Source organism: Streptomyces sp. NPDC030809, from assembly GCF_055572195.1.
The window spans coordinates 31,648-54,117 of sequence record NZ_JBVIDV010000012.1 but is presented as its reverse complement, the minus strand read 5'-3'; the positions used below and the strand labels follow the sequence as shown (position 1 = coordinate 54,117).

At 73.8% G+C, this 22,470-nt stretch carries 20 protein-coding genes; 12 read left to right on the top strand and 8 right to left on the bottom strand.

What is annotated here, in order from left to right; all coding sequences use genetic code 11:
• Positions 1–134: 134 nt before the first annotated feature.
• Together ACZ407_RS17575 and ACZ407_RS17570 are read left to right on the top strand one after the other, a co-directional pair.
• Positions 135–1,346, top strand: a complete 1,212-nt coding sequence (locus tag ACZ407_RS17575) for a pyridoxal phosphate-dependent aminotransferase (RefSeq protein ID WP_468129008.1) — start codon at positions 135–137, stop codon at positions 1,344–1,346.
• 168 nt (positions 1,347–1,514) lie between these two features.
• A complete protein-coding gene (locus ACZ407_RS17570; protein WP_468129006.1) occupies positions 1,515–1,907 on the top strand; it encodes an SCO4983 family protein in 393 nt (130 codons plus the stop codon).
• Between the two features lie 113 nt (positions 1,908–2,020).
• Here ACZ407_RS17570 and ACZ407_RS17565 read toward each other — a convergent pair whose 3' ends face one another.
• Entirely contained in the window at positions 2,021–2,503 is a 483-nt protein-coding gene (locus tag ACZ407_RS17565; RefSeq protein WP_468129004.1) for a hypothetical protein, read from the bottom strand.
• 189 nt (positions 2,504–2,692) lie between these two features.
• Here ACZ407_RS17565 and ACZ407_RS17560 point away from each other — a divergent pair, with 189 nt between their 5' ends.
• From ACZ407_RS17560 to ACZ407_RS17545, 4 genes are read left to right on the top strand one after another with little or no spacing between them, the layout of a single operon-like run.
• Positions 2,693–3,781 carry a substrate-binding domain-containing protein gene (locus ACZ407_RS17560; RefSeq protein ID WP_468129002.1) on the top strand — a complete coding sequence of 363 codons (1,089 nt, stop codon included), beginning with the start codon at positions 2,693–2,695 and terminating at the stop codon, positions 3,779–3,781.
• Between the two features lie 16 nt (positions 3,782–3,797).
• Positions 3,798–4,994 carry a toxic anion resistance protein gene (locus tag ACZ407_RS17555; RefSeq protein WP_468129000.1) on the top strand — a complete coding sequence of 399 codons (1,197 nt, stop codon included), beginning with the start codon at positions 3,798–3,800 and terminating at the stop codon, positions 4,992–4,994.
• A gap of 38 nt (positions 4,995–5,032) precedes the next feature.
• A complete protein-coding gene (locus ACZ407_RS17550; protein ID WP_468129337.1) occupies positions 5,033–6,598 on the top strand; it encodes a substrate-binding and vWA domain-containing protein in 1,566 nt (521 codons plus the stop codon).
• The gene (locus ACZ407_RS17545; protein ID WP_468128998.1) at positions 6,585–7,229 is read left to right on the top strand and encodes a hypothetical protein; all 645 of its coding nucleotides are present in this window, start codon (positions 6,585–6,587) and stop codon (positions 7,227–7,229) included. Before ACZ407_RS17550 ends, ACZ407_RS17545 begins: the two co-directional genes overlap by 14 nt.
• 138 nt (positions 7,230–7,367) lie before the next feature.
• Here the strand turns inward: ACZ407_RS17545 and ACZ407_RS17540 are convergent, their stop codons facing one another.
• Positions 7,368–9,194: a phosphoenolpyruvate carboxykinase (GTP) gene (locus tag ACZ407_RS17540; RefSeq protein ID WP_468128996.1), complete on the bottom strand. Its 1,827-nt coding sequence runs from the start codon at positions 9,192–9,194 to the stop codon at positions 7,368–7,370.
• Between the two features lie 223 nt (positions 9,195–9,417).
• On the opposite strand from ACZ407_RS17540, the gene trhA reads away from it, so the two are divergent.
• A complete protein-coding gene (trhA, locus tag ACZ407_RS17535; protein ID WP_468128994.1) occupies positions 9,418–10,077 on the top strand; it encodes a PAQR family membrane homeostasis protein TrhA in 660 nt (219 codons plus the stop codon).
• A 79-nt stretch (positions 10,078–10,156) separates the two neighbouring features.
• Here trhA and ACZ407_RS17530 read toward each other — a convergent pair whose 3' ends face one another.
• Positions 10,157–12,220 (bottom strand): thioredoxin domain-containing protein, encoded by a 2,064-nt coding sequence (locus tag ACZ407_RS17530; RefSeq protein WP_468128992.1) that lies wholly within the window; start codon positions 12,218–12,220, stop codon positions 10,157–10,159.
• 249 nt (positions 12,221–12,469) lie between these two features.
• Between ACZ407_RS17530 and ACZ407_RS17525 the strand changes: the two genes are divergently transcribed.
• On the top strand, positions 12,470–15,724 hold the full coding sequence (locus ACZ407_RS17525; RefSeq protein ID WP_468128990.1) for a tetratricopeptide repeat protein: 3,255 nt from the start codon (positions 12,470–12,472) through the stop codon (positions 15,722–15,724).
• A 37-nt stretch (positions 15,725–15,761) separates the two neighbouring features.
• Here ACZ407_RS17525 and ACZ407_RS17520 read toward each other — a convergent pair whose 3' ends face one another.
• Positions 15,762–15,986, bottom strand: coding sequence for a hypothetical protein (locus ACZ407_RS17520; protein WP_468128988.1), 225 nt, complete (start codon positions 15,984–15,986; stop codon positions 15,762–15,764).
• 2 nt (positions 15,987–15,988) lie between these two features.
• Complete coding sequence (gene mca / locus ACZ407_RS17515; protein WP_468128986.1) at positions 15,989–16,870, bottom strand: mycothiol conjugate amidase Mca; 882 nt, start codon at positions 16,868–16,870, stop codon at positions 15,989–15,991.
• A 121-nt stretch (positions 16,871–16,991) separates the two neighbouring features.
• Between mca and ACZ407_RS17510 the strand changes: the two genes are divergently transcribed.
• Entirely contained in the window at positions 16,992–17,396 is a 405-nt protein-coding gene (locus tag ACZ407_RS17510) for a DUF4307 domain-containing protein (RefSeq protein ID WP_468128984.1), read from the top strand.
• Positions 17,397–17,472: 76 nt separating this feature from the next.
• Here ACZ407_RS17510 and ACZ407_RS17505 read toward each other — a convergent pair whose 3' ends face one another.
• From ACZ407_RS17505 to ACZ407_RS17495, 3 genes are read right to left on the bottom strand one after another with little or no spacing between them, the layout of a single operon-like run.
• Positions 17,473–17,724, bottom strand: coding sequence for a hypothetical protein (locus ACZ407_RS17505; protein WP_468128982.1), 252 nt, complete (start codon positions 17,722–17,724; stop codon positions 17,473–17,475).
• Entirely contained in the window at positions 17,721–18,227 is a 507-nt protein-coding gene (locus ACZ407_RS17500; protein ID WP_468128980.1) for a sigma factor-like helix-turn-helix DNA-binding protein, read from the bottom strand. The genes ACZ407_RS17505 and ACZ407_RS17500 overlap by 4 nt, the downstream gene beginning before the upstream one ends.
• 33 nt (positions 18,228–18,260) lie before the next feature.
• Entirely contained in the window at positions 18,261–18,782 is a 522-nt protein-coding gene (locus tag ACZ407_RS17495) for a MarR family winged helix-turn-helix transcriptional regulator (protein WP_468128978.1), read from the bottom strand.
• 238 nt (positions 18,783–19,020) lie between these two features.
• Here ACZ407_RS17495 and ilvA point away from each other — a divergent pair, with 238 nt between their 5' ends.
• The 3 genes from ilvA (at position 19,021) to ACZ407_RS17480 (ending at position 22,361) form a co-directional block, all read left to right on the top strand.
• A complete protein-coding gene (gene ilvA / locus ACZ407_RS17490) occupies positions 19,021–20,253 on the top strand; it encodes a threonine ammonia-lyase (protein ID WP_468128976.1) in 1,233 nt (410 codons plus the stop codon).
• Positions 20,254–20,460: 207 nt separating this feature from the next.
• Entirely contained in the window at positions 20,461–21,507 is a 1,047-nt protein-coding gene (locus ACZ407_RS17485; protein WP_468128974.1) for an ATP-binding cassette domain-containing protein, read from the top strand.
• Positions 21,504–22,361, top strand: a complete 858-nt coding sequence (locus ACZ407_RS17480) for an ABC transporter permease (RefSeq protein WP_468128973.1) — start codon at positions 21,504–21,506, stop codon at positions 22,359–22,361. Before ACZ407_RS17485 ends, ACZ407_RS17480 begins: the two co-directional genes overlap by 4 nt.
• Positions 22,362–22,470: the final 109 nt, after the last annotated feature.

Sequence of the window (22,470 nt, the reverse complement as noted above, 5' to 3'; positions counted from 1 at the left end):
GCTTCCGTTTCCAAGGGGGGAGGAGCCCCGCACCCGGCGGTTGCGCGAAACAGGACAATTCGCCGGGGTTGCCGCGAGCACCGCGCGGTCCGAATTCCAGCGCGGGCCGAGTCGCGGGCCCGTAAGCTCCCGTCATGCAGGTGATCCAGTCAACGAAGCTCGCCAATGTCTGCTACGAAATCCGCGGCCCGGTACTCGAAGAGGCCATGCGGCTCGAAGCGGCAGGTCATCGCATCCTCAAGCTGAACACGGGCAACCCCGCGGCATTCGGTTTCGAGTGCCCGCCCGAGATCCTCGAGGACATGCTCCGCAACCTGGGCAACGCCCACGGGTACGGGGACGCGAAGGGGCTGCTCTCCGCGCGCCGCGCGATCATGCAGCACTACCAGACCAAGGGCGTCGAGCTGGACGTCGAGGACATCTACCTCGGCAACGGAGTCTCCGAGCTGATCCAGATGTCCATGCAGGCCCTGCTGGACGACGGCGACGAGGTGCTGGTCCCGGCCCCGGACTACCCGCTGTGGACGGCCTCCGTCAGCCTGGCCGGCGGCACCGCGGTGCACTACCGCTGCGACGAGCAGTCCGACTGGATGCCGGACCTCGCGGACATCGAGCGCAAGATCACCGACCGCACCCGCGCGCTCGTGATCATCAACCCGAACAACCCCACCGGCGCCGTCTACGACGACGAGATGCTGCGCGGGCTCACGGACATCGCGCGCCGCCACAACCTGATCGTCTGCTCGGACGAGATCTACGACCGGATCCTCTACGACGGCGCGACGCACACGACCACCGCCGCGATCGCCCCCGACCTGCTCTGCCTGACCTTCAACGGGCTCTCGAAGAACTACCGGGTGGCCGGCTACCGCTCCGGCTGGATGGCCGTCTGCGGCCCCAAGCAGCACGCCGCCTCGTACATCGAGGGCCTGACGATCCTCGCGAACATGCGCCTGTGCGCGAACATGCCCGCCCAGCACGCGGTGGCCACCGCCCTCGGCGGTCGGCAGTCCATCGAGGACCTGGTCCTGCCGCAGGGCCGGCTGCTGGAGCAGCGGGACACGGCGTACGACCTGCTGACGCAGATCCCGGGCATCACCTGCGTGAAGCCGAAGGGCGCCCTGTACCTGTTCCCGAAGCTGGACCCGGCCGTCTACAAGATCAAGGACGACCGGCAGATGGTCCTGGACCTGCTGCGGGCCGAGAAGATCATGGTGGTGCACGGCACCGGCTTCAACTGGCCCGAGCCCGACCACTTCCGCATCGTGACCCTGCCCAACGCGACGGACCTGGCCGACGCCGTGACCCGGATCGGCGAGTTCCTCGACGGGTACGGGCAGCCGTAGCCGGGCCCCGCAACCCCCGCCCCGCGACGCCCGGACCCGCCCCGGCCTGCCGCCCGACCCGCCTCCCGATCCGCCGCCCGCCGGTACAGGCGTACGAATACTGGACTCATCTCTACTTTAGAACCGATCCAATGTAGGATGGCCTCCTGACCCTGCCAGGAGGCCATCATGTACGAACCGACCCGCACCAAGCCGGGCCATGGCGTCCCCGGCCGCGCCGGTCACCCGGCCCCCGACTTCCCGCACCGCAGCCGCGGGGAGGAGCTGGACATCCAGCTGGCCGGGCACCTGTCCGCGCTCCTCGCCCTCACCGACGAGCTGGGCCTCGCCGAGCCCGCCGAGGCGATCGCCCGGCAGGTCGCGCGCCTGCGCGGCGCCCCGCCGGCCCGGCACGCCGGCCACCGCCGGGAGAACGCCGCCGCCCTGCACCGCCGTGCCCACGACACGGCCGCCCGCGCCCTGCTCGTCGCGGCCTCGCGCGCCGACACCTCGGCCGCGATCCTCGCCGCCGAGCGCATGGACGCCCACACCGCCGCGCTGAACCTGCCCGCGGCCTTCTGACGGCCCCGGTCCGGGGCCGCGGAGGCCTCGGACCGGGAGCCACTGCCCGCCGGCCCGGCCGTCACGCCCGACCCGGTCGCCCCGGTCGCAGGGCGCGCACGCCGCTCCGGCCGTCACGGCTCCGGCGAGAGCACCACTTCGTACACCCCGCAGTACGGAACCACCCCGCGCGGCCACACCGGCCCGAGGGCCTGCCCGCTGCGCACCGCGCCCGTCGCCGCCCCCCGCAGGTCCACCAGGGCCAGGGCCTTCGCGCCCTCCCCCGGCGCCTGCTCGGCCCGCCGGAAGTCCACCGTCACCCGGTACGTGCCCCGGCGCGCCGCGACCGCCGTCACCGCTATCTCCGCCGCCACCCGGCGGGTGGCCGGATCCACCCGGCAGCGGGTCAGCGCCACGTCCCGCGAGGGCGGCCCGGCGGCCTCGCGCGCCTGCGCCGCCTCCGCCGCCTCCGCCGCCCCACGCTGCGGCCGCGGCCCGATGGCCGCCCACGAATAGAGCATGAACGGGGCGAACACCAGCAGCGCCGCCACCAGCACGAGGGCCACCTGCCACCCGCGCCATTCGCCCGGACGAGCACCGGGTCTGCCGTACGACATGGCCCGATCATTCCCAGCCACCGGCGCCCGACACCCGGGGGCCGCGGACCGGCCCCGTCCGGCGGGCGCGGAAGCGGCGGCCGGGCGCCCGCCGCCGACACCGCGGGGCTGCCGAACGGGGACCGCTTCGTCACCTGCCGTTCACCCGACCCCGCCTGGAATGTGGGTTTCCGCGAGCACGCTGCCCCCGTGAGACGCATCCTGGGAATCGCCCTGGCGATCGTGCTGATCGGCGGCGTGGCCGTCGCCCTCGTCACGGGTCGCGGAGGTCAGGGCTCAGACCGCACGGCAACGAAGACCGTGCGCGGAATCATCGGTTCGGAGAAGAGCGAGTTCTTCACGGACCCCGACGTGGTGAAGGCCCTGGCCGACAAGGGCTACACCGTGGAGACCGATACGTCCGGCTCCTGGGCCATGGACCAACTGCCCTTGAAGGACTACGACTTCGCCTTCCCGGGCAGCGGCGAGCCGGCCCGCCGGATCCTCGCCAAGGCGGGGCTCAAGGGGGCTCCGGCCGCCCGCCCGTTCTACTCCCCGCTCGTCGTCGTCACCCGCGGCGCCGCCGCCGGGGTGCTCGCCGCAAACGGGCTGGCGGAGCTGACCGGCGCGCACACCGGCACCCTGAAGATGGCCGCCTACCTCAAGGCGGCGGCCGAGGACCGCACCTGGCAGCAGCTCAAGGGCGCGGCCGGGCACGCCGAACTGGCCGGCACCGTCTTCGTGAAGACCACCGACCCGAACACCTCCAACTCCGGCGCCCTCTGGCTCGCCGCCGCCTCCCACGTCGCCAACGGCAGCAAGGCCGTCTCCGACGACCGGGGCATCCGGGCCACCGCCCCGCTCCTGCGCAAGCTGTACGCCGTACAGGGGGCGCTGGCGACGAGCACCGACGAACCCTTCCGGGACTTCATCAGCGGCGCCGGAGACCCGCTGATCCTCGTCTACGAGTCCCAGGTCGCCGCCCTGCTGCTCCAGCACCAGGACCCCGGGGACCTGGTCGTCCTCTACCCCGACACCACCGTCAACAGCGACCACACCCTGGTCCCGCTCGGCGAGGACGCCCGCACCCTCGGCACCCTGCTCAGCAGCGACCGGAGACTGCGCGAACTGGCCGTCCGGCACGGCTTTCGCCCGCAGGGCGCACCGGCCGAGTTCACCGCCGCCACCGCGCGGCACACCGCCTACCTCAACCGGCAGCTGGCCGGCATCCGCCAGGTGTCCGCGCCGACCCTCCCCGTCCTGCAGGCACTCGCCCGCCGGGCCACGGGGACGAACTGAAGGGCAGGGACACGCCATGACCTCCATCCCGCTCACCCCGCCCGAGGACCCGCCCCTCGTGCTCACCGCCCCCGAGCCCGTCCCCGCCGTCCGCAAGGAGCAGGCCGCCGGACTGGTGCCGCTCCAGGACGGGGTGCACGAGGAGATGGCCCGCCGGGCCGGCGAGTACGTCGGCGGGCTCGCCGGACTCGACGCCCGCTCCCCCGAGTTCGCCGCCCGCATCGGCGAGATCACCGCACTGGGCACCGGGGAGATCCGCACCGCCGCCCAGCAGTCCAACCGCATGCTCGACCGGGCCGTGCGGTCCCTGGGCGCGCAGGGGGGCGGCGACGCCCAGGCCCGCGTGGCCGGCTCCCTCGTCGAACTGCGCCGCACCGTCGAGGACCTCGACCCGCGCGACCGCCCCGGCAAGGGTGTGGGCCGGCTCCTGTCGAAGCTGCCCGGCGGGAACAGGTTCCGCGACCACGTCGCCAAGTACGCCTCCTCGCAGGCCGCCCTCAACCGGATCGTCGGCGCCCTGCGCAGCGGCCAGGACGAACTGCGCCGCGACAACGCGGCCCTGCACACCGAACGCACCCGGCTCTGGGAGACCATGGGCAGGCTGCAGGAGTACGCGGTCCTCACCGAGGCCTTGGACGGGGCCGTCGCGCAGCGGATCGCCGAGACCGAGCCGGTCGATCCGGCACAGGCCGACGCCCTGCGGGCGGACGTGCTGTTCCCGGTCCGGCAGAAGCACCAGGACCTGCTGACCCAGCTGGCCGTGTGCGCCCAGGGCTACCTGGCCATGGACGTCGTGCGCCGGAACAACGACGAGCTGGTCAAGGGCGTGGAACGGGCGGCGACGACGACCGTGTCGGCGCTGCGGATCGCCGTCATGCTCGCCTCCGCCCTGGACAGCCAGCGCAAGGTGATCGCGCAGGTGGACACCCTGCGCAGCACCACCGAGGACCTGATCCGCGGCAACGCCGAGATGATCGGCTCGCAGAGCGGTGAGATCCAGCGGATCGCGGCCGACCCGGCGGTCGGTGCGGAGACGCTGCGGGCCGCGTTCGGCCAGATCTACAAGACGCTGGACGCGATCGACACGTACAAGGTGCAGGCCACCGAGAACATGGCGGCCACCGTCGAGGCGCTGACCGGCGAACTGCAGGCGGCGTCCGCGCACCTGGCGCGGACCCGTACCGCGGGCGCGGTGGAAGGCGGTGGCGCGTGAACCGGCGGTACGCGGGCCACCGGGCGGCCGCCCTGGTCATGGCGATGGCGGTGCTGACCGGCGCCGCGGCCTGCGCGGGCGGGCAAGGCCCGGAGGAGAGCGTCTACAAGGACGGCACCCTGCGGGTACTGGCCTCCAGCGAGCTGGAGGACATGGAGGACGTGCTGGCGGCCGCCCGCAAGGCGACCGGGGTCACGGTGGAGCTGGTCCCCATGGGCACCCTCGACGCCGCCGAGCTCGTGGCCTCCGGGAAGGCCGACGGCCGCTACGACGCGGTCTGGCTGTCCTCCAACGACTACCTGCGGCTGCGGCCCGGGGCGGCCGGCCGGCTGGGCTCGCAGACCCCGGTGATGTCCTCCCCGGTCGCGCTCGGCGTGAAGCCCGAGGCGGTGGCCCGGCTGGGCTGGAAGCCCGCCGAGGTGACCTGGCGGGCCGTCCACGCCGCCGTCGCCTCGGGAAGGCTGACGTACGGGATGACCGATCCGGTGCGCTCCAACTCGGGCTTCTCGGCCCTGGTCTCGGTGGCCTCCGGGCTGTCGGGGGCGCAGGCGGCGCTGACGGACGCCGACGTCAAGGCGGTCCGGCCGCGGCTGAAGGAGTTCTTCAACGGCCAGCAGCTGACCTCGGGTTCGTCCGGCTGGCTGGCCGAGACCTACCGGCGGCGCGGCACGGTGGACGCGCTGGTCAACTACGAGTCCGTGCTGACCTCGATGAACCGTTCCGGCGCCGCGGACCGCCTGACCGTGATCCGGCCCCGCGACGGGGTGCTGACCGCCGACTACCCGTTCACCCTGCTCTCCTCGGCCCCCGCGGGCGCCCGCGAGTCGGGCCGGGCACTGACCGCGTACCTGCGCAGCCCCGCGGTGCAGCGGACGATCACCGCGCAGACCTTCCGGCGGCCGGTGGTCTCCGGGGTCGCCCCGGCAGCGGGGCTGGCCGCGGACAAGCGGCGCGAACTGCCCTTCCCCGGCTCCCGCTCGGTCGCCGACGGGCTCCTCGCCTCGTTCGAGAACGAGTGGCGGCGGCCCTCGCGGACCGTGTACGTGCTCGACACCTCCGGGTCGATGGCGGACGGGAACCGCATCGGCCGGCTGAAGTCGGCGCTCACCCGGCTGACCGGGACCGGCGGTGCACCGGTCGGCAAGCGGTTCCGGGACCGGGAGGAGGTGACCCTGCTGGCGTTCGGCTCGGAGGTGAAGTCCATCAGCTCCCACACCGTGTACCCGACGATGATCGACACCGCCCTGGAGGACATCGCCGAGGACGTGGCCGCGCTGCGCCCCGAGGGCGGGACGGCCGTCTACAGCAGCCTGGAGGCGGCCTACGAGTACCTGGGCCGGCATCCGGGGGACGCGTTCACCTCGGTCGTGCTGATGACGGACGGGGAGAACAGCGAGGGGGCCCCGGCCTCGGACTTCGACCGCTTCTACCGGGAGCTGCCCGCGGCGCAGCGCAACACCCCGGTGTTCGCGGTGCTGTTCGGGGACTCGGACCGGGCGGAGCTCGCCCACATCACCGAGCTGACCGGCGGCCGGGTGTTCGACGCGACCGGCGGGGACGGCTCGCTGGACAGTGCCTTCGAGGAGATCCGTGGCTACCAGTAGGAGATCCGGCGGCCGGGTCGCGGCCTGGCTGGAGTCCCGCAAGAACCTGACCGGCAGCGCCTTCGGCCTGGCCGGGCTGGTCCTGACCTTCACCGGCCTCGCGGGCGCGTACTGGCCGGCGGTGGTCGCCGGGCTGTACGCGGCGGGGGCCCTGCTGGCCCCGCCGGACCGGCCGCCGGTGCCGGTCTTCGACCCGGCCGAGGAGTTCGGGCCGCTGCGCGCGGACTTCGCGGCGCTGCGCGGCTACCTGGACGGGGCGGAGCTGCCGCCCGCGGCGGCCGGGCGGCTGGCGGAGCTGCTCGCCCGGTACGAGGCGCTGCTCGACCCGGGCCGGGGCCTGCCCGCCGAAGGCGGGGGACGGATGGAGGAGGCGCTGGCCACCGACCCGGAGACGGTGCACGTCCTGGCGCGGGCGGTGCGCCGGGACCTGCCGGAGTGCGTGGACGCGTACCGCCGGGCCCGCTGGTGGGACCGGCTGCAGCCGGGCGCCGGATCGCCGGAGCAGCACCTGGAGCGGCAGCTTGCGGTGCTCTTCGACGAGGCGGAACGCCTGACGGCGGACCTCCTGGACAGGGAGGCCCGCCGTCAGCAGACGCACACGGCCTATCTGGAGGAGCGCGGACGCTCCTGAGCCGGCCGGACAGGACCGGTCAGACGGGCGGTGTGCTGCGGCGGGAATGCCTTGGTCGGGGATTCCCATCGCGGTGGGCGCCGCTTGGTCGGGGGCTCCCACGTTCTCGGTCGCCCCGGTGTGACGGGGCGGGGCGGATCAGCCCAGGCGCTCGACGAGCGCGTGGTACTGGTCCCACAGCTCCTTCGGCGTGTGGTCGCCGTAGGTGTTGAGGTGCTCGGGGACCAGGGCGGCCTCCTCGCGCCAGACCTCCTTGTCGACCGTGAGGAGGAAGTCCAGGTCGGCGTCGGAGATGTCGAGGCCGTCGAGGTCGAGGGCCGCCTTGGTCGGCAGGACGCCGATGGGGGTCTCGACGCCCTCGGCGGTGCCGTCGAGGCGCCCGACGATCCACTTCAGGACGCGGCTGTTCTCGCCGAAGCCCGGCCACACGAACTTGCCCGCGTCGTTCTTGCGGAACCAGTTCACGTAGTAGATCTTCGGAAGCTTCGCCTGGTCCTTGTCGGCGGCGACCTTCACCCAGTGGGCCATGTAGTCGCCCATGTTGTAGCCGCAGAACGGCAGCATGGCGAAGGGGTCGCGGCGCAGCTCGCCGACCTTGCCCTCGGCGGCGGCGGTCTTCTCGGAGGCGATGTTCGAGCCGATGAAGACGCCGTGGTTCCAGTCGAAGGACTCGGTGACCAGCGGGACGGCGGAGGCGCGGCGGCCGCCGAAGAGGATCGCGGAGATCGGGACGCCCTTGGGGTCCTCCCACTCGGGGGCGATCGTCGGGCACTGCGAGGCCGGGACGGCGAAGCGGGCGTTGGGGTGGGCGGCCGGAGTGCCGGACTCCGGGGTCCAGGCGTTGCCCTTCCAGTCGATCAGGTGGGCGGGCGCCTCCTCGGTCATGCCCTCCCACCAGACGTCGCCGCCGTCGGGGGTGAGCGCGACGTTGGTGAAGACGGTGTTCGCGTACATCGTCTTCATGGCGTTGGCGTTGGTGTGCTCGCCGGTGCCGGGCGCGACGCCGAAGAAGCCGGCCTCGGGGTTGATCGCGTAGAGGCGGCCGTCCTCGCCGAAGCGCATCCAGGCGATGTCGTCGCCGATGGTCTCGACGGTCCAGCCGGGGATCGTGGGCTCCAGCATGGCCAGGTTCGTCTTGCCGCAGGCCGACGGGAAGGCGGCGGCGACGTAGCGGGCCTCGCCCTGCGGCGGGGTGAGCTTCAGGATGAGCATGTGCTCGGCCAGCCAGCCCTCGTCGCGGGCCATGACGGACGCGATGCGCAGGGCGTAGCACTTCTTGCCGAGCAGGGCGTTGCCGCCGTAGCCCGAGCCGTACGACCAGATCTCGCGGGTCTCCGGGAAGTGCGAGATGTACTTGGTGGTGTTGCAGGGCCACGGCACGTCGGCCTCGCCCTCGGCGAGCGGAGCGCCGAGGGTGTGCACGGCCTTGACGAAGAAGCCGTCGGTGCCGAGCTCGTCCAGGACCGGCTGTCCCATGCGGGTCATGGTGCGCATCGCGACGGCGACGTAGGCGGAGTCCGTGATCTCGACGCCGATGGCGGAGAGCTCGGAGCCGAGGGGGCCCATGCAGAAGGGCACGACGTACATCGTGCGGCCCTTCATGGAGCCGCGGAAGATGCCCTTCTCGCCGGCGAAGACGTCCTTCATCTCCGCCGGGGCCTTCCAGTGGTTGGTCGGGCCCGCGTCCTCTTCCTTCTCGGAGCAGATGAAGGTCCGGTCCTCGACGCGCGCGACGTCGGTCGGGTCGGAGGCGGCGTAGTACGAGTTCGGGCGCTTGACGGGGTCGAGCTTCTTGAACGTGCCCTTCTCGACGAGCTCCTCGCACAGGCGCTCGTACTCGGCTTCGGAACCGTCGCACCAGACGATCCGGTCGGGCTCGGTCAGGGCTGCGATTTCCTCCACCCAGGAGACGAGCTCCGTGTGGTTCGTCGGGACGGAAGTGGGAGCCGCGTTGTCGCGCGCCACGATTGCTCCTTGTTGAGGGATTCGTTTGGTGTATGCCCCGTGGGGGCTGCGACCCGGACGCTTCGCGCTCCGCTCATCCGGTGCCGACCGCACTCATCTGATCATCCGGTGCGTGTGCGCATATGTCCAGAGGGCCTCTCACGTGAGCATCGCCACTTCCGTCAATCTTCCGTAAAGCGCACTATCGGGGCGCAGGACTGAAACCTACGGACCCGTAGGTAGCATGTGGGCCATGACTTCACTTGCCCCCGTCAAGCCGGTGATGCGCGGCTGGCTGCATGCCGGCATGTTCCCCGCGGTGCTGGTCGCAGGGCTGGTACTCCTGGCGTTCACCGACTCCACGCGGGCCCGGGTGGCGTGCGGGGTGTACATCCTGACGGCCTGCCTCCTCTTCGGAGTGAGCGCGATCTACCACCGGGGGACCTGGGGGCCGCGCGGCGAGGCCGTCCTCCGGCGGCTCGACCACGCCAACATCTTCCTGATCATCGCGGGCACCTATACCCCGCTGACGGTGCTCCTCCTCCCGCCCTCCACCGGACGGACCCTCCTGTGGGCGGTGTGGATCGCGGCCGCGGCCGGGATCGCCTTCCGCGTCTTCTGGGTCGGTGCCCCGCGCTGGCTCTACACGCCCTGCTACATCGCCATGGGCTGGGCCGCGGTGTTCTTCCTGCCCGACTTCATGCGCACCGGCGGGATCGCGGTCCTCGTCCTGGTGGTCGTCGGCGGCCTGCTCTACAGCGCGGGAGGGGTCATCTACGGGCTCAAGCGCCCGAACCCCTCCCCGCGCTTCTTCGGCTTCCACGAGGTCTTCCACTCGCTGACCCTCGCGGCCTTCGTCACCCACTACGTGGGCATCTCCCTGGTGGCCTACACGCACGCGTGAGGCGGGGCGACGGTGGCCGGAATCCGGCCCCGCCCCTCCCGCGCCGGGAACGGGCCGCGGCCGGGTTCCGGCCCCCCGCTCAGGAACGGGCCGGCCCCAGCTGCCCCGCCAGCTCCGCCGGGTCCGTCGTGGGCCGCTCACACGTGAAGTGCCGGCACACGTACGCCGCCGGCCGGTCCCCCACCAGGGCGCGGTCGGCCAGCAGCGGGAACTCCGCCTCCCGCGCACCCGGCTGGGCCGGCGCACCCACGGCCACCACGGCCCCCGGCGCCGAACCCAGCAGCGCCGTCCGGTGCAGGGCGGCCGTCGCCGGGTCCTCCGGGTGCCCCACGACCGCCACCTCCCGCGGCCCGTCGAGCAGCGCCTCCGCCACCGCCAGCCCCCAGCCGACGAACCGCGGCGCGCGCGGCCCCAGGGCGTGCACCACCCCGAGCGCCCGCTCGGCCGCCGTGCGGTGCGCCTCCGATCCGGTGTGCGCCGCGTACGACAGCAGCGCCCCGGCCGCAGCCGTCCAGCCCGAGGGCGCCGCGTTGTCGGTCGGGTCCTGCGGGCGGCGGATCAGCTGCTCGGCGTCGTGCGCGGTGTCGTAGAGGGTGCCGTCCTCGGCCGTGAACCGGTCCAGGATCAGGTCCGCCAGGAAGCCCGCGAACTCCAGCCACACCCCCTCCCCCGTCACCGCGGCCAGCGCGAGGAAGCCCTCCGCCACGTCCGCGTAGTCCTCCAGCACCCCCGCGTTCGCCCCGGCCCGGCCGTCCCGGCTGGTCCGGGCCAGCCTCGCCCGCCCGGCCGACGCGTCGAAGTGCACCCGTACCAGCAGGTCCGCGGCCTCGGTGGCGCGCTCCACCAGGTCGGGCCGGTCGAAGAAGGCCCCGGTCTCGGCCAGCGCGGCGATCGCCAGCCCGTTCCAGGCGGCCACCACCTTGTCGTCCCGCCCGGGCGCCGGGCGCTCCGCGCGGGCCGCGAGCAGCCGCTCCCGGATCGAGGCCAGCTGCTCGGCCCCGACCACCGGGCCGTCCTGCGGCAGCCGGAGCACCGACTTCCCGTGCTCGAAGGTGCCCTCCTCGGTCACCCCGAAGTACCCGGCGGCCAGCTCCCCGTCGGCCTCCCCGAGCACCTCCCGCAGCTGCGCGGGCGTCCACGCGTAGTACGCGCCCTCCTCGTGCTTCCCGCTCTCCCGGTCCTCGCTGTCCGCGTCGAGCGCCGAGGCGAACCCGCCCTCCCCGGTCCGCAGCTCCCGCACCATGAAGTCGGCCGTCTCCAGCGCCACCCGCCGCGCCAGATCCGACCCGGTGGCCCGCCACAGGTGTGCGTACACCCGGCACAGCAGGGCGTTGTCGTAGAGCATCTTCTCGAAGTGCGGAACCGTCCACGAACGGTCCACCGCGTAGCGGGCGAAACCCCCGCCGAGCTGGTCGTAGATCCCGCCGCGGGCCATCGCCTCGCAGGTGTCGGAGGCCATCTGGAGGGCCCCTTCGGAGCCGGTGCGGGCGTGGTGGCGCAACAGGAACTCGACGGCCATGGACGGCGGGAACTTGGGCGCCCCGCCGAACCCGCCGTGCACGGCGTCGTAGTCGCGGGTCAGCCCCAGCAGGGCCTGCGCGAGCTCCTCCGGCCCGGGCACCTGCGCCCTGCCGTAGTCGAGCTGCCGCCCGGACAGGTCCCGGACGATCCGGCCGGCCACTTCGGCCACCTCGTCGGGGCGGCCGGTCCACGCGCTGTGCACGCCTTCCAGCACCTGCATGAAGGAGGGCATCCCGTGCCGCTGCTCGGGCGGGAAGTAGGTGCCGAAGTAGAAGGGCTCCGCGTCGGGGGTCATGAAGACCGTCATGGGCCAGCCGCCCTGGCCGGTCGCCGCCTGCACGGCCTCCATGTAGACCGCGTCCACGTCGGGCCGCTCCTCGCGGTCCACCTTGATGTTGACGAAGTGCTCGTTCATGTAGGCGGCCGTCACCGCGTCCTCGAAGGACTCGTGGGCCATGACGTGGCACCAGTGGCAGCTGGAGTAGCCGACGCTCAGGAGCACGGGTACGCCCCGCTCCCGGGCCTCCGCGAACGCCTGCGGCGCCCAGGGCCACCAGTCGACCGGGTTCTCGGCGTGCTGGAGCAGGTACGGGGAGGTCTCGTCGGCGAGGCGATTCGGCATGGCGCCAATCTATGCGCTGGCCGCCCGCAGCCCGCGGCCGTACGCCGTCTGCGCGTCCCCCGTGTCCCGGCCCGCCGCGCCGGGACCCGGCCGCGCCCGGACCCGAACGCCTGAGCGAAGGCCGCCGCGGCAGTGGGAAAGCTCTGAATTCGCTCAACTCCCCGGCGTCTCAGCAGGTTTGGGTGGGCGGAGGGGTAGTCCTACGGGGACGGGCGGCTCCTGGCGGGCCGGTGGTGGAGGGGGTGGCTGATGCGGGACGTGCACCGGGGTGAGGCCGAGCAGTTGCTCGTGCGGGCGGTCGAGGAGGAAGTGCGCAGGTCCGGGGGGCGGGTGGAGCAGGCGGCGCTGCTGGCGCGGGGCCGGCAGGAGCTCGGGGCCATGGCCGGGACGGCCGCGGCGGAGTACGAGGCGTGGACCAGGGCGCTGGACGCGGCCGCGGCCTCCGAGCAGACCCTCGGCGAGGCGTTCCGGCGGGGCAACGCCTCGACCGCCGTGCTCGCCACGGCCGTCGCCGCGGTCTCGGCGGTGGGGGCGGACCTGGCGCTGGGGCTGGCCGCGGGTCCGGCGTTCGGGGCCGGGGCGGTGGTCGCGGTGGCCGGGGCGGCCGCGACCGTGCTGAAGGTGACGGCCTCGCACTGGCCGGCCGCGCACCGGCGGGCCGGGGAGCTGGGGCGGCCCGGGGGCGCCGAGCAGTTGCGGCTCCAGTGGCTGACCGCCCTGGAGGTGCGCGGGATCCGGCCCTTCCTGGACCGGCAGCGGGCGGTGGCGGCGGCCGCCGCCGGGTCGGCGGTGCGCGGGGAGCGGGGGCGGCCCGCCGCCGGGGGCGGGCCGCAGCTGCGCGGGGCGGACCGCAGTGCGGCGGCCCGCCGGCGGACCGCGCTCGACCGGTCCTTCGGTCAACTGCCGGAGCCGGACGGGCCGTTCCTGGGCCGGCGGACCGAGCTGGCGCGGATCTCGCAGTGGGTGCAGGCCGCCCGGGCCGGGACCGAGACCCGGCCGGTGGTCGTGGTCCTCTACGGGGAGCCCGGCGCGGGCCGCACCTCCCTGGCGGTGCGGGCCGCCCGCGAGGTGCGCGACCAGTACCGGGGCGCCTGCGTGGTGGACCTGCGCGGCGGCTCGCTGAGCGGGGAGCGCCCGCTGCCCACCCGGGACGCGCTGCTGCACCTGCTGAACCGGCTGGGCGCGCCCCGCGAGCAGCTCCTGTTCCGGGACCGGTCCTCGGCGGTGCAGCAGGTGCGGCGGCTGGCCGAGCTGTACCACCGGCACCTGCACGGGCTGCCGGTGACGGTGGTCCTCGACGATGCGGTGGACGCGGAGCAGGTGCGGCTGCTGGTGCCGGAGCGCTCCGACAGCCTGGTGCTGGTGACCGCCCGGGAGCGGCTGGAGCTGCCGGCGGACCTGCCCGCGTGGGTCCACCACCTGGAGGTGGCCCCGCTGGCGGCCGCGGACGCGGAGGCGGTGCTGCGGACGGCGGTCGAGGAGGCGCAGACCTCGGTGTACGACGAGCAGGCGCTGTCGGCGATCTTCCGGTTCACCGGGGGTCTGCCGCTGGCGCTGCGGCTGACGGGCCCGCTGCTGGGCACGCACACGGCCCGCCGGTTCGAGGTGCACCTCGCGGAGCGGCTGGGCTCCCTCGACGTGACGGAGCGGGCGCTGGACCTGGCGTACGCCCATCTCCAGGAGCCCGCGCGGCGGCTGCTGCGGCGGCTGTCGCTCGCGGGCCGGGTGTCGGTGGGTGCGGCCGCGGCGGCCGCGCTGGCCGAGGGCCCGGAGGCGGAGACCCGGCGGCTGCTGGCGGGGCTGGCCCGGGCCGGTCTGCTGGACCACGTGCGCGGGGAGCGGTACCGGCTGCACGATTCGGTGCGCTCGTACGCGGCCGCGAAGCTGCTGGCGGAGGAGGACGCGGAGGACATCGCGGCGGCGCAGAACCGGCTGGTGCGCACGTACGCGCTGCTCGCGGACACCGTGATCCGGATGGTGGACGGGAAGACCTCGACCCGTGCGGACCGGTTCGAGGGCCACGGCTTCGGCTCGCTGGACGCGGCGCTGGCCTGGCTGGACGAGGAGTCGAGCTTCATCACGGCGGCGCTGCGGCACACCCGCGGGGTGGACCAGCGGGCGGTGCTGGACCTGCTGGGTGCGCTGTGCGACTACTGCCTGCTGCGCGGGGACCTGTACCGGCTGGGCGAGATCGACGAGCTGATCCAGGAGGTGGACCCGGGCGCGGAGCAGGGGGCGGACCGGCTCGCCGGGGACTCGCTGACGCGGTCGGTGCAGTGGCGCACCGGTATCGCGGCGCGGCAGCTGGGCGAGCTCGACAAGGCCCGTACGACGCTGACCTCGGTGGTGGACCGCTACTTCGAGGCGCAGCACGAGGCGGGGGCGGCGCGGGCGCTGTGCTCGCTGGGGATCACCCTGCACCACCAGGGCCGGCTGTCGGAGGCGGCGGCGAAGCTGCGGGAGGCGCTGGAGGTGCAGGCCGGGGAGGAGCTGGCGGCGGACCGGGCGTGGACCCTGCACGCGCTGGGCGCGGTGGAACGGGACCGGGGCCGGCCGGCGGAGGCGCGGGCCCTGCTGGAGCAGTCGCTGACCCTGCACGAGGCGAGCGAGTCGCTGCACGGGCAGGGCTGGGCGCAGTTCCAGCTGGGGCAGGTGCACGTGCGCCGGGGGGACCTCGCGGCGGCGGAGGCCGGACTGCGGCGGGCGCTGGACCTGGCGGGGCGGACCCGGGACGGGCGGGCGGAGGCGTGGGCGCTGACGGAGCTGGCCCGGGTCGCACTGGTGGCCGGGGACCCGGCGGCGGCGGTGGACGGGCTGCGGCAGGCGCTGTCGCGGCACCGGGAGGCGGAGGACGCGCGCGGGGAGGCGTGGACGCGGTACTACCTGGGGCAGGCGCTGGAGGAGCGGGGGGACCGGGACCAGGCGGTGCGGGAGCTGGAACGGGCCCGCACGATGTTCTCGCGGATGCGGGACATGTACGGGCTGGCCTGTGCCCGCCACCACTCGGGCCGGGTCAGCCGGGACCTGCGGGCCGCGCAGACGGGCAGCCTGCGCAACTCCGGCTTCGCCCGGCAGCTGCTGGCGGACGCGCGGGCGGACTTCCAGCGGATCGGGCTCGCGCACGGGGAGGCGTGGAGCTGCCTGGAGCTGGCGGTCGTGGACGCGGGCAATGCGCGGATCGCGCAGGCGCTGGCGCTGTGCGGCGAGGCGGAGGTGCTGTTCGGCTCGTACGGGGATGCGCGGGGGCTGGACTGGGCGGGCTTCCTGCGCTGCACGCTGCTGCCGTACGCGGATCCGGATGCGGGGGTGGCGGCGGCGCGGGCGGAGCTGGCGGTTCTCGTGGGCGGGGCGCACGCGGTCCGGGACCCGGCGCTGGCGTCGGCCCTGGAGGCGTACGAGGTGGCGCTCGGGCGGGGGGTCGACCCGGGGGCGGGCTGGCAGGCGTGGTCCCTGGGCCTGACCCCGTCCCGCCACGCGCGCGAAATCCTGGGCGTGTCCCCCTGACGGGGCTCCGCCCCCCGGGGGCGGAGCCCCTGGGGGGTCAGGCGCCGCGGGGTTCCGCGGGACCGCCGGAGGCACCCGGTTCCGGGGCCTCCTCGAAGTCGACGCGCCCCATGTGCCGGTTCATGGACTTCATCAGGGCCCACACCCCCACGGCCAGCGCCGCGAACACGATGAAGCCCAGGATCCCCGGGGTCACCTTGTTCTTGTCGAAGCTGTCGGCCAGCGGAACGAGCTGGGTCAGTGCTGCGTGCGTAGCGCTCATGGCTAAGCATTCTCCCGGATGCCCGCGAAGAGGTCGTCCTCGGGGAGGGATGTCGGCACGAGGGACTTCGCGAGCTCGTACTCCTCCGTCGGCCAGATCTCCCGCTGGAGGTCGAGCGGGACGCGGAACCAGCCGCCGTCGGGGTCGATCTGCGTGGCGTGGGCGATCAGCGCCTTGTCGCGGATCTCGAAGAACTCGCCGCACGGCACGTACGTGGTGAGGGTCCGCTCCTTGCGCTGGAACTCCTTCCAGCGCTCGATCCACTCCCCGTACGGGGATTCCAGGCCGCGCTCCAGCAGCCCGTTGTGCAGGGCGAGGGTGCGCGGCTTGTTGAAGCCCTGGTTGTAGTAGACCTTCTGCGGCTGGTAGGCGGGGCCGAACTCGGCCTCGGGGTACTTCTCGGTGTCGGCCGCGCCGTCGAAGGCCACCATCGTGATCTTGTGGGTCATGATGTGGTCGGGGTGCGGGTAGCCGCCGTTCTCGTCGTACGTCGTGATGACGTGCGGGCGGAAGCTGCGGATCTTGGCGACGAGCCGCCCGGCGGCCTCGTCCACGTCCTCCAGGGCGAAGCAGCCCTCGGGCAGCGGGGGCAGCGGGTCGCCCTCGGGCAGGCCCGAGTCCACGTAGCCCAGCCATTCCTGCTTGACGCCGAGGATCTCGCGCGCCTCGTCCATCTCCTTGCGGCGCACCTCGTGGATGTTCTCCTCGATGTACTTGTCGCCCTGGAGCTTGGGGTTGAGGACCGAGCCGCGCTCGCCACCCGTGCAGGTGACGACCAGCACGTCCACCCCCTCGGACACGTACTTGGCCATGGTGGCCGCGCCCTTGCTCGACTCGTCGTCGGGGTGGGCGTGCACGGCCATCAGTCGAAGCTGCTCAGTCAAGACTCGATCCCTCGTGACGGTGCGGGGTGGACGGCTTCTATAGTGACCGAACCGGGGGGCGAAAAATTCCGCGGGCCCCGGGGTCCGCACGACAGAAGAGCCCCTGCGAAAGGATCGGTCGATGAGCGCGGTACGCGAGAGCCTCCCCGAGGGCCGCTACGGCCGCTCCGCGGACGAGCGCGCCGACCGCAAGCTCAAGATCGTCGGCTCGGTGCTGGGCGTGGGACTGCTCGCCGTGGTGGGCTGGATCGGCTACGACTACGTGGGCGGGCAGACGGTCAGCGGCGAGGTGATCAAGTTCGACGTGGTCTCCGACTCCGCGGTGCAGATCCACCTGGAGGTCCGCAAGGACACTCCGGACACCAAGGGCGTGTGCACGGTCAACGCCCAGGACGTGAACCACGGCGACGTCGGCCGCGCCGACTTCCCCTTCGACCAGGCTGCGAAGCGCATCGACGAGATGGTCACCCTCAAGACGACCTCCCGCGCCACGACGGTCGAGCTCGTCGGCTGCCAGTCCCGCTGACGGCCGGCCGCCGGCTCGGGCGGCTGCGGCGGCGGCTCATCCGGTCGCGGCCCCTTGCGGCCCCCCTGCGCGCCCGTCACGGCCCCTCGAACCCCGGGGCAATCGTCGTCGGCGGCACCACCCACGGTTCGACGGCGGCCGCCCAGACCGCGAAGGCCGCGGCCGCCGCGATCAGGAGCAGCCAGCCGGCCCGGTGCAGCGCCCGGCGGCGGCGCAGCAGGCGCAGGCCGCGCGCGGCGGCCCCGGCGGCCAGTCCGGGCGGCACCGTCGGGTGCGGGGTTTCCAGGAGGCGGCGCAGCTCGGCCTCCCGGTGGCTGCCGCCGCTCACGCGCCGCCCCCGTTCCGGGCTCCGGGCGCGGCTCCGGCCCGGCCGCCGTCTCCGCCCCCGGCCCCGGCGGCCGGGCGCCGGGTGAGGTTCGCGGCGCGGCCGGCCAGGGCGCGGATGCGCTCGGGGGGCAGGCCCAGCAGGGCGCCGGTCTGCTCCTCCGCGAGGCCCTCGTAGTAGCGCAGGACGAGGACCAGGCGCAGCCGCGGGGTGAGCCGGGAGAGGATGCCGCCGCGGCCGCGGCGGTGCCGCCAGGCCTGCCGGGCGAAGGCGGTGCACAGCTCGCGGCGGGCGTGGTTGTACGGGTCGTCCCCGCGCAGCCGCCCCCAGTGCGCGTACGTACGGGCCAGGGCGCCCGCGAGGAGTTCGCGGGCGGCCGGGTTGGCCTCGTCGGGCTCGGCCGTCAGCAGGGTGGCGGCATGCAGCAGCCGGCCGGCGGCTCCGGCGACGAACGCCTCGAACTCCCGGTCCCAGTAAGCGCTTTGACCTTGCGGCCCTGCCGTCACCCTTCCCATAAGGGGGCAGCGGGGCCGCCCTGGTCAAGAGGGCTGCGAGGGGTCCGTGGATTCCGTTCCCGCGGCCGCCATGCGCTCCGAGAGGGAGACGTTGAAACGGGTCAGGAGGGCGGTGAAGGACTCCCGCTCCTCTTCGGTCCACCCTTCGGTCACCTGTGCCATGAGCTCGCGGCGCGAGGAGCGTACGTCCTCCAGGCGGGCCAGCCCCCGCGGGGAGAGGGCGAGGACCACGGCCCGGCCGTCCTCGGGGTGCGAGGTCCGCTTGACCAGCCCGGTGTCCACCAGCGGCGCGACCTGCCGGGTGACGGTCGAGGAGTCGATGCCCATGCCGGCGGCGAGCGCCTTGACCCCCATCGGGCCTTCCAGGTCGAGCCGGTTGAGCAGCAGGTACGCGGCGCGGTCCATCGAGTTGCGGGCCTGGCCGACTCCGCCGAGCCGGGTCTGTTCGGCACGGCGGGCGAAGACCGCCACCTGGTGCTGGAGGGCGTCGAGGAGACCGGCTGCGGAGTCGGCCGGGACGTCCGGGTAGGCCGGGGAGGAGGGCATGGCCAGAGGCTCTCTTCATGCAAGGGCGACAGGGATGGGGGACAGAGTACGCCGCCCGGGTGCGACCCGTACGGCGCGTGCACAATCCGGTACGGGCAATCGGACAGGGGCTGTTGCAGCCCGGTCGTACCGCCCGCGGGTGCGCGAGCGGCCCTGCTCCGCACCCTGCCTCGCGCCCTGCCCGCCGCGCCCCGCAAGCCCCCGCGCCGGGCCCGCGTCCGGCTGGGAGACTGGCGGCATGAGCTACGGCCTGCCCGCCCCGATCGCCCCGGTGATCCTGGACGACGTCCGCGGGGCCCAGAAGATGCTGTCCGGGGTCGCCCGGGTGACCCCCATGGAGGGCAGCCGGCACCTGTCTTCGCTCGTGGGCGCGCCGGTGCACCTGAAGTGCGAGAACCTCCAGCGGACCGGCTCCTTCAAGCTGCGCGGGGCGTACGTGCGCATCGCCGGGCTGAGCCCGGTGCAGCGGGCGGCCGGGGTGGTGGCGGCCAGCGCCGGCAACCACGCCCAGGGGGTGGCCCTGGCCTCCTCCCTGCTGGGGGTGCGGTCCACCGTGTTCATGCCGGCCGGGGCCCCGCTGCCGAAGGTGGCCGCCACCCGCGACTACGGGGCCGAGGTGGTCCTGCACGGGCAGGTCGTGGACGAGACCCTGGCGGCCGCGCAGGAGCACGCGGAGCGCACCGGGGCGGTCTTCATCCACCCCTTCGACCACCACGACATCATCGCGGGGCAGGGCACGGTCGGCCTGGAGATCCTGGAGCAGTGCCCGGAGGTGCGCACGATCCTGGTCGGGATCGGCGGCGGCGGACTGGCGGCGGGGGTCGCGGTGGCGGTCAAGGCGCTGCGGCCGGACGTGCGGGTGATCGGGGTGCAGGCGGCGGGTGCGGCGGCCTATCCGCCCTCGCTGGCGGCCGGGCACCCGGTGTCCGTGGACGATCCGGCCACGATGGCCGACGGGATCAGGGTGGGCCGCCCCGGGGACGTGCCGTTCCGGATCATCGGCGAGCTGCTGGACGACGTGCGGACGGTGTCGGAGGAGGCGCTGTCCACGGCGCTGCTGCTGTGCCTGGAGCGGGCCAAGCTGCTGGTGGAGCCGGCCGGGTGCAGCACGGTGGCGGCGCTGCTGAGCGATCCGGAGCGGTACGGGGGCGGGCCGGTGGTGGCCGTGCTGTCCGGCGGGAACGTGGATCCGCTGCTGCTCCAGCGGATCCTCCGGCACGGCATGGCCTCGGCGGGCCGCTACCTCTCGCTCCGGCTGCGGGTGCCGGACCGGCCGGGGGCGCTGGCCGGGCTGCTGGGGGTGCTGTCGGGGGTGGACGCGAACGTGCTCGACGTGAGCCACGTACGGACCGACCCGCGGCTCGGGCTGACCGAGGTGGAGGTCGAGCTGCACCTGGAGACGAAGGGCCCGGAGCACTGCACGGCGGTGGCCCGCGCGCTGCACGCGGCGGGCTACCGGGTCCTCGGCTGACGGGCCCGCGCGGTCCCGCAGCCCGCACCGCACCGGCCGCCCGCACCGCCCCTGCCGCCCGCGCACCGAAATCGGCAAAACGCCAGACGTACGCGACATAACGCGTTACGGTGCAGCCTCCTGCCCACCCGGCCGCCCGGGCGGGCAGGCCGCTCCACACCTAGGATTTGCGTAGGTATCAGCCGATTTGACGCTGGGAGAACCCCTATGCCAGGCGCCATATACGCCGAAGGCCTGGTGAAGACCTTCGGCGAGGTGAGGGCACTGGACGGCGTGGACCTCGATGTGCCCGAGGGCACCGTGCTGGGCCTGCTCGGCCCCAACGGCGCGGGAAAGACCACGACCGTGCGGGTGCTGACCACCCTCCTCCAGCCGGACAGCGGCCGCGCCGTCGTCGCCGGCATCGACGTGCTCAAGCACCCCAACGAAGTGCGCCGCTCCATCGGCCTGTCCGGCCAGTTCGCCGCCGTGGACGAGTACCTCACCGGCCGCGAGAACCTCCAGATGGTCGGGCAGCTCTACCAGATGAGTGCGAAGGCGGCGAAGTCCCGCGCGGTGGAGCTGCTGGAGCGCTTCAACCTCGCCGACGCGGCCGACCGCACCGCCAAGACCTACTCCGGCGGCATGCGCCGCCGCCTCGACCTGGCGGCGGCCCTCGTCGTACGGCCGCCCGTGATGTTCATGGACGAGCCGACCACCGGGCTGGACCCGCGCAACCGGCAGGCCCTGTGGGACGTGATCCAGGAGCTGGTCGCGGGCGGCACCACCCTGCTGCTCACCACCCAGTACCTGGAGGAGGCCGACCACCTGGCCCACGACATCTGCGTGGTGGACCACGGCAGGGTCATCGCCCGCGGCACCTCCGACGAGCTGAAGGCGCGCACGGGCGGGGAGCGGGTGGAGGTGGTCGTGCACGAGCGCGAGCACATCGGCGACGCCCGCACCGTGCTCGCCGCCTTCGGCAAGGGCGAGACCACGGTCGAGGAGCACACCCGCAAGCTGACCGTCCCGGTCACCGGCGGGGCCAAGCTGCTGGCCGAGGTGATCCGCGAGCTGGACGCCCGCGGGATCGAGATCGACGACATCGGGCTGCGCCGCCCCACCCTCGACGACGTGTTCATCTCCCTCACCGGCCACGCGGCCGCACTGACGGAGGAGGACAACGGGGGCGGAGGCGGGCAGTCCGCCGACGGCGGCCGCCGGGCCCCTCGCGGGCACCAGGGCCGCCCCGCCCGGAAGGAGGACGGCCGGTGACCGCACAGACCTCCGCCTTCGACGCGGGCCACACCGCCCCCAAGCCCCGCGGGGGCGTGGTCCAGTCGGTGGGCGACTCCCTCGTCATCGCGAAGCGGAACCTGATCCGGATGTCCCGCATCCCGGAGATGATCATTTTCGGCGTGATCCAGCCGGTGATGTTCGTCGTTCTCTTCAGCTACGTCTTCGGCGGCTCGATGCAGGTCGGAAACAGCACCGACCCGGGGGTCTACCGGGAATTCCTGATGGCCGGCATCTTCGCCCAGACCGTCACCTTCGCCACGGCGGGGGCCGGCGCGGGCATCGCCGACGACATGCACAAGGGCCTGATCGACCGGTTCCGCTCCCTGCCCATGGCCCGCGGGGCGGTCCTCACCGGCCGCACCCTCGCGGACCTCGTGCAGACCGCGTTCACCCTGCTCGTCCTGGCCGTGGTGGCGCTGCTCGTCGGCTGGCGCACGCACACCAACGCGGGCAAGGTCATCGGCGCCTTCGCGCTGCTGCTGCTCCTCGGGTACGCGTTCACCTGGATCGGCGCGCTGATCGGGCTGTCCGTACGGACTCCCGAGGCGGCCACCTCGGGCGGCCTGATCTGGCTCTTCCCGGTGACCTTCGTGTCGAACGCGTTCGTGGACACCGGGCAGATGACCCCCTGGCTGCGGCACGTGGCGGACTGGAACCCGTTCAGTGCGACCGTACAGGCGGCCCGGGAGCTGTTCGGGAATCCCGGGGTGGTCGACTCCCCGGCCTGGCCCATGCAGCATCCGGTGCTCGCGTCGGTGCTGTGGTCCCTGGTGATCATCACGGTCTTCCGGACCCTCGCGGTCCGCAAGTACCGCTCGGCGACCGCCTGAGGGCGCGGGGGGGGGAGGGGGGGGGGAGGGAGGGGGAGAGAGGAGGGGGGGAGGAGGGGGGGGGGGGGGGGGGGGGGGGGGGGGTGGGGGGGGGGGGGGGGGGGGGGTG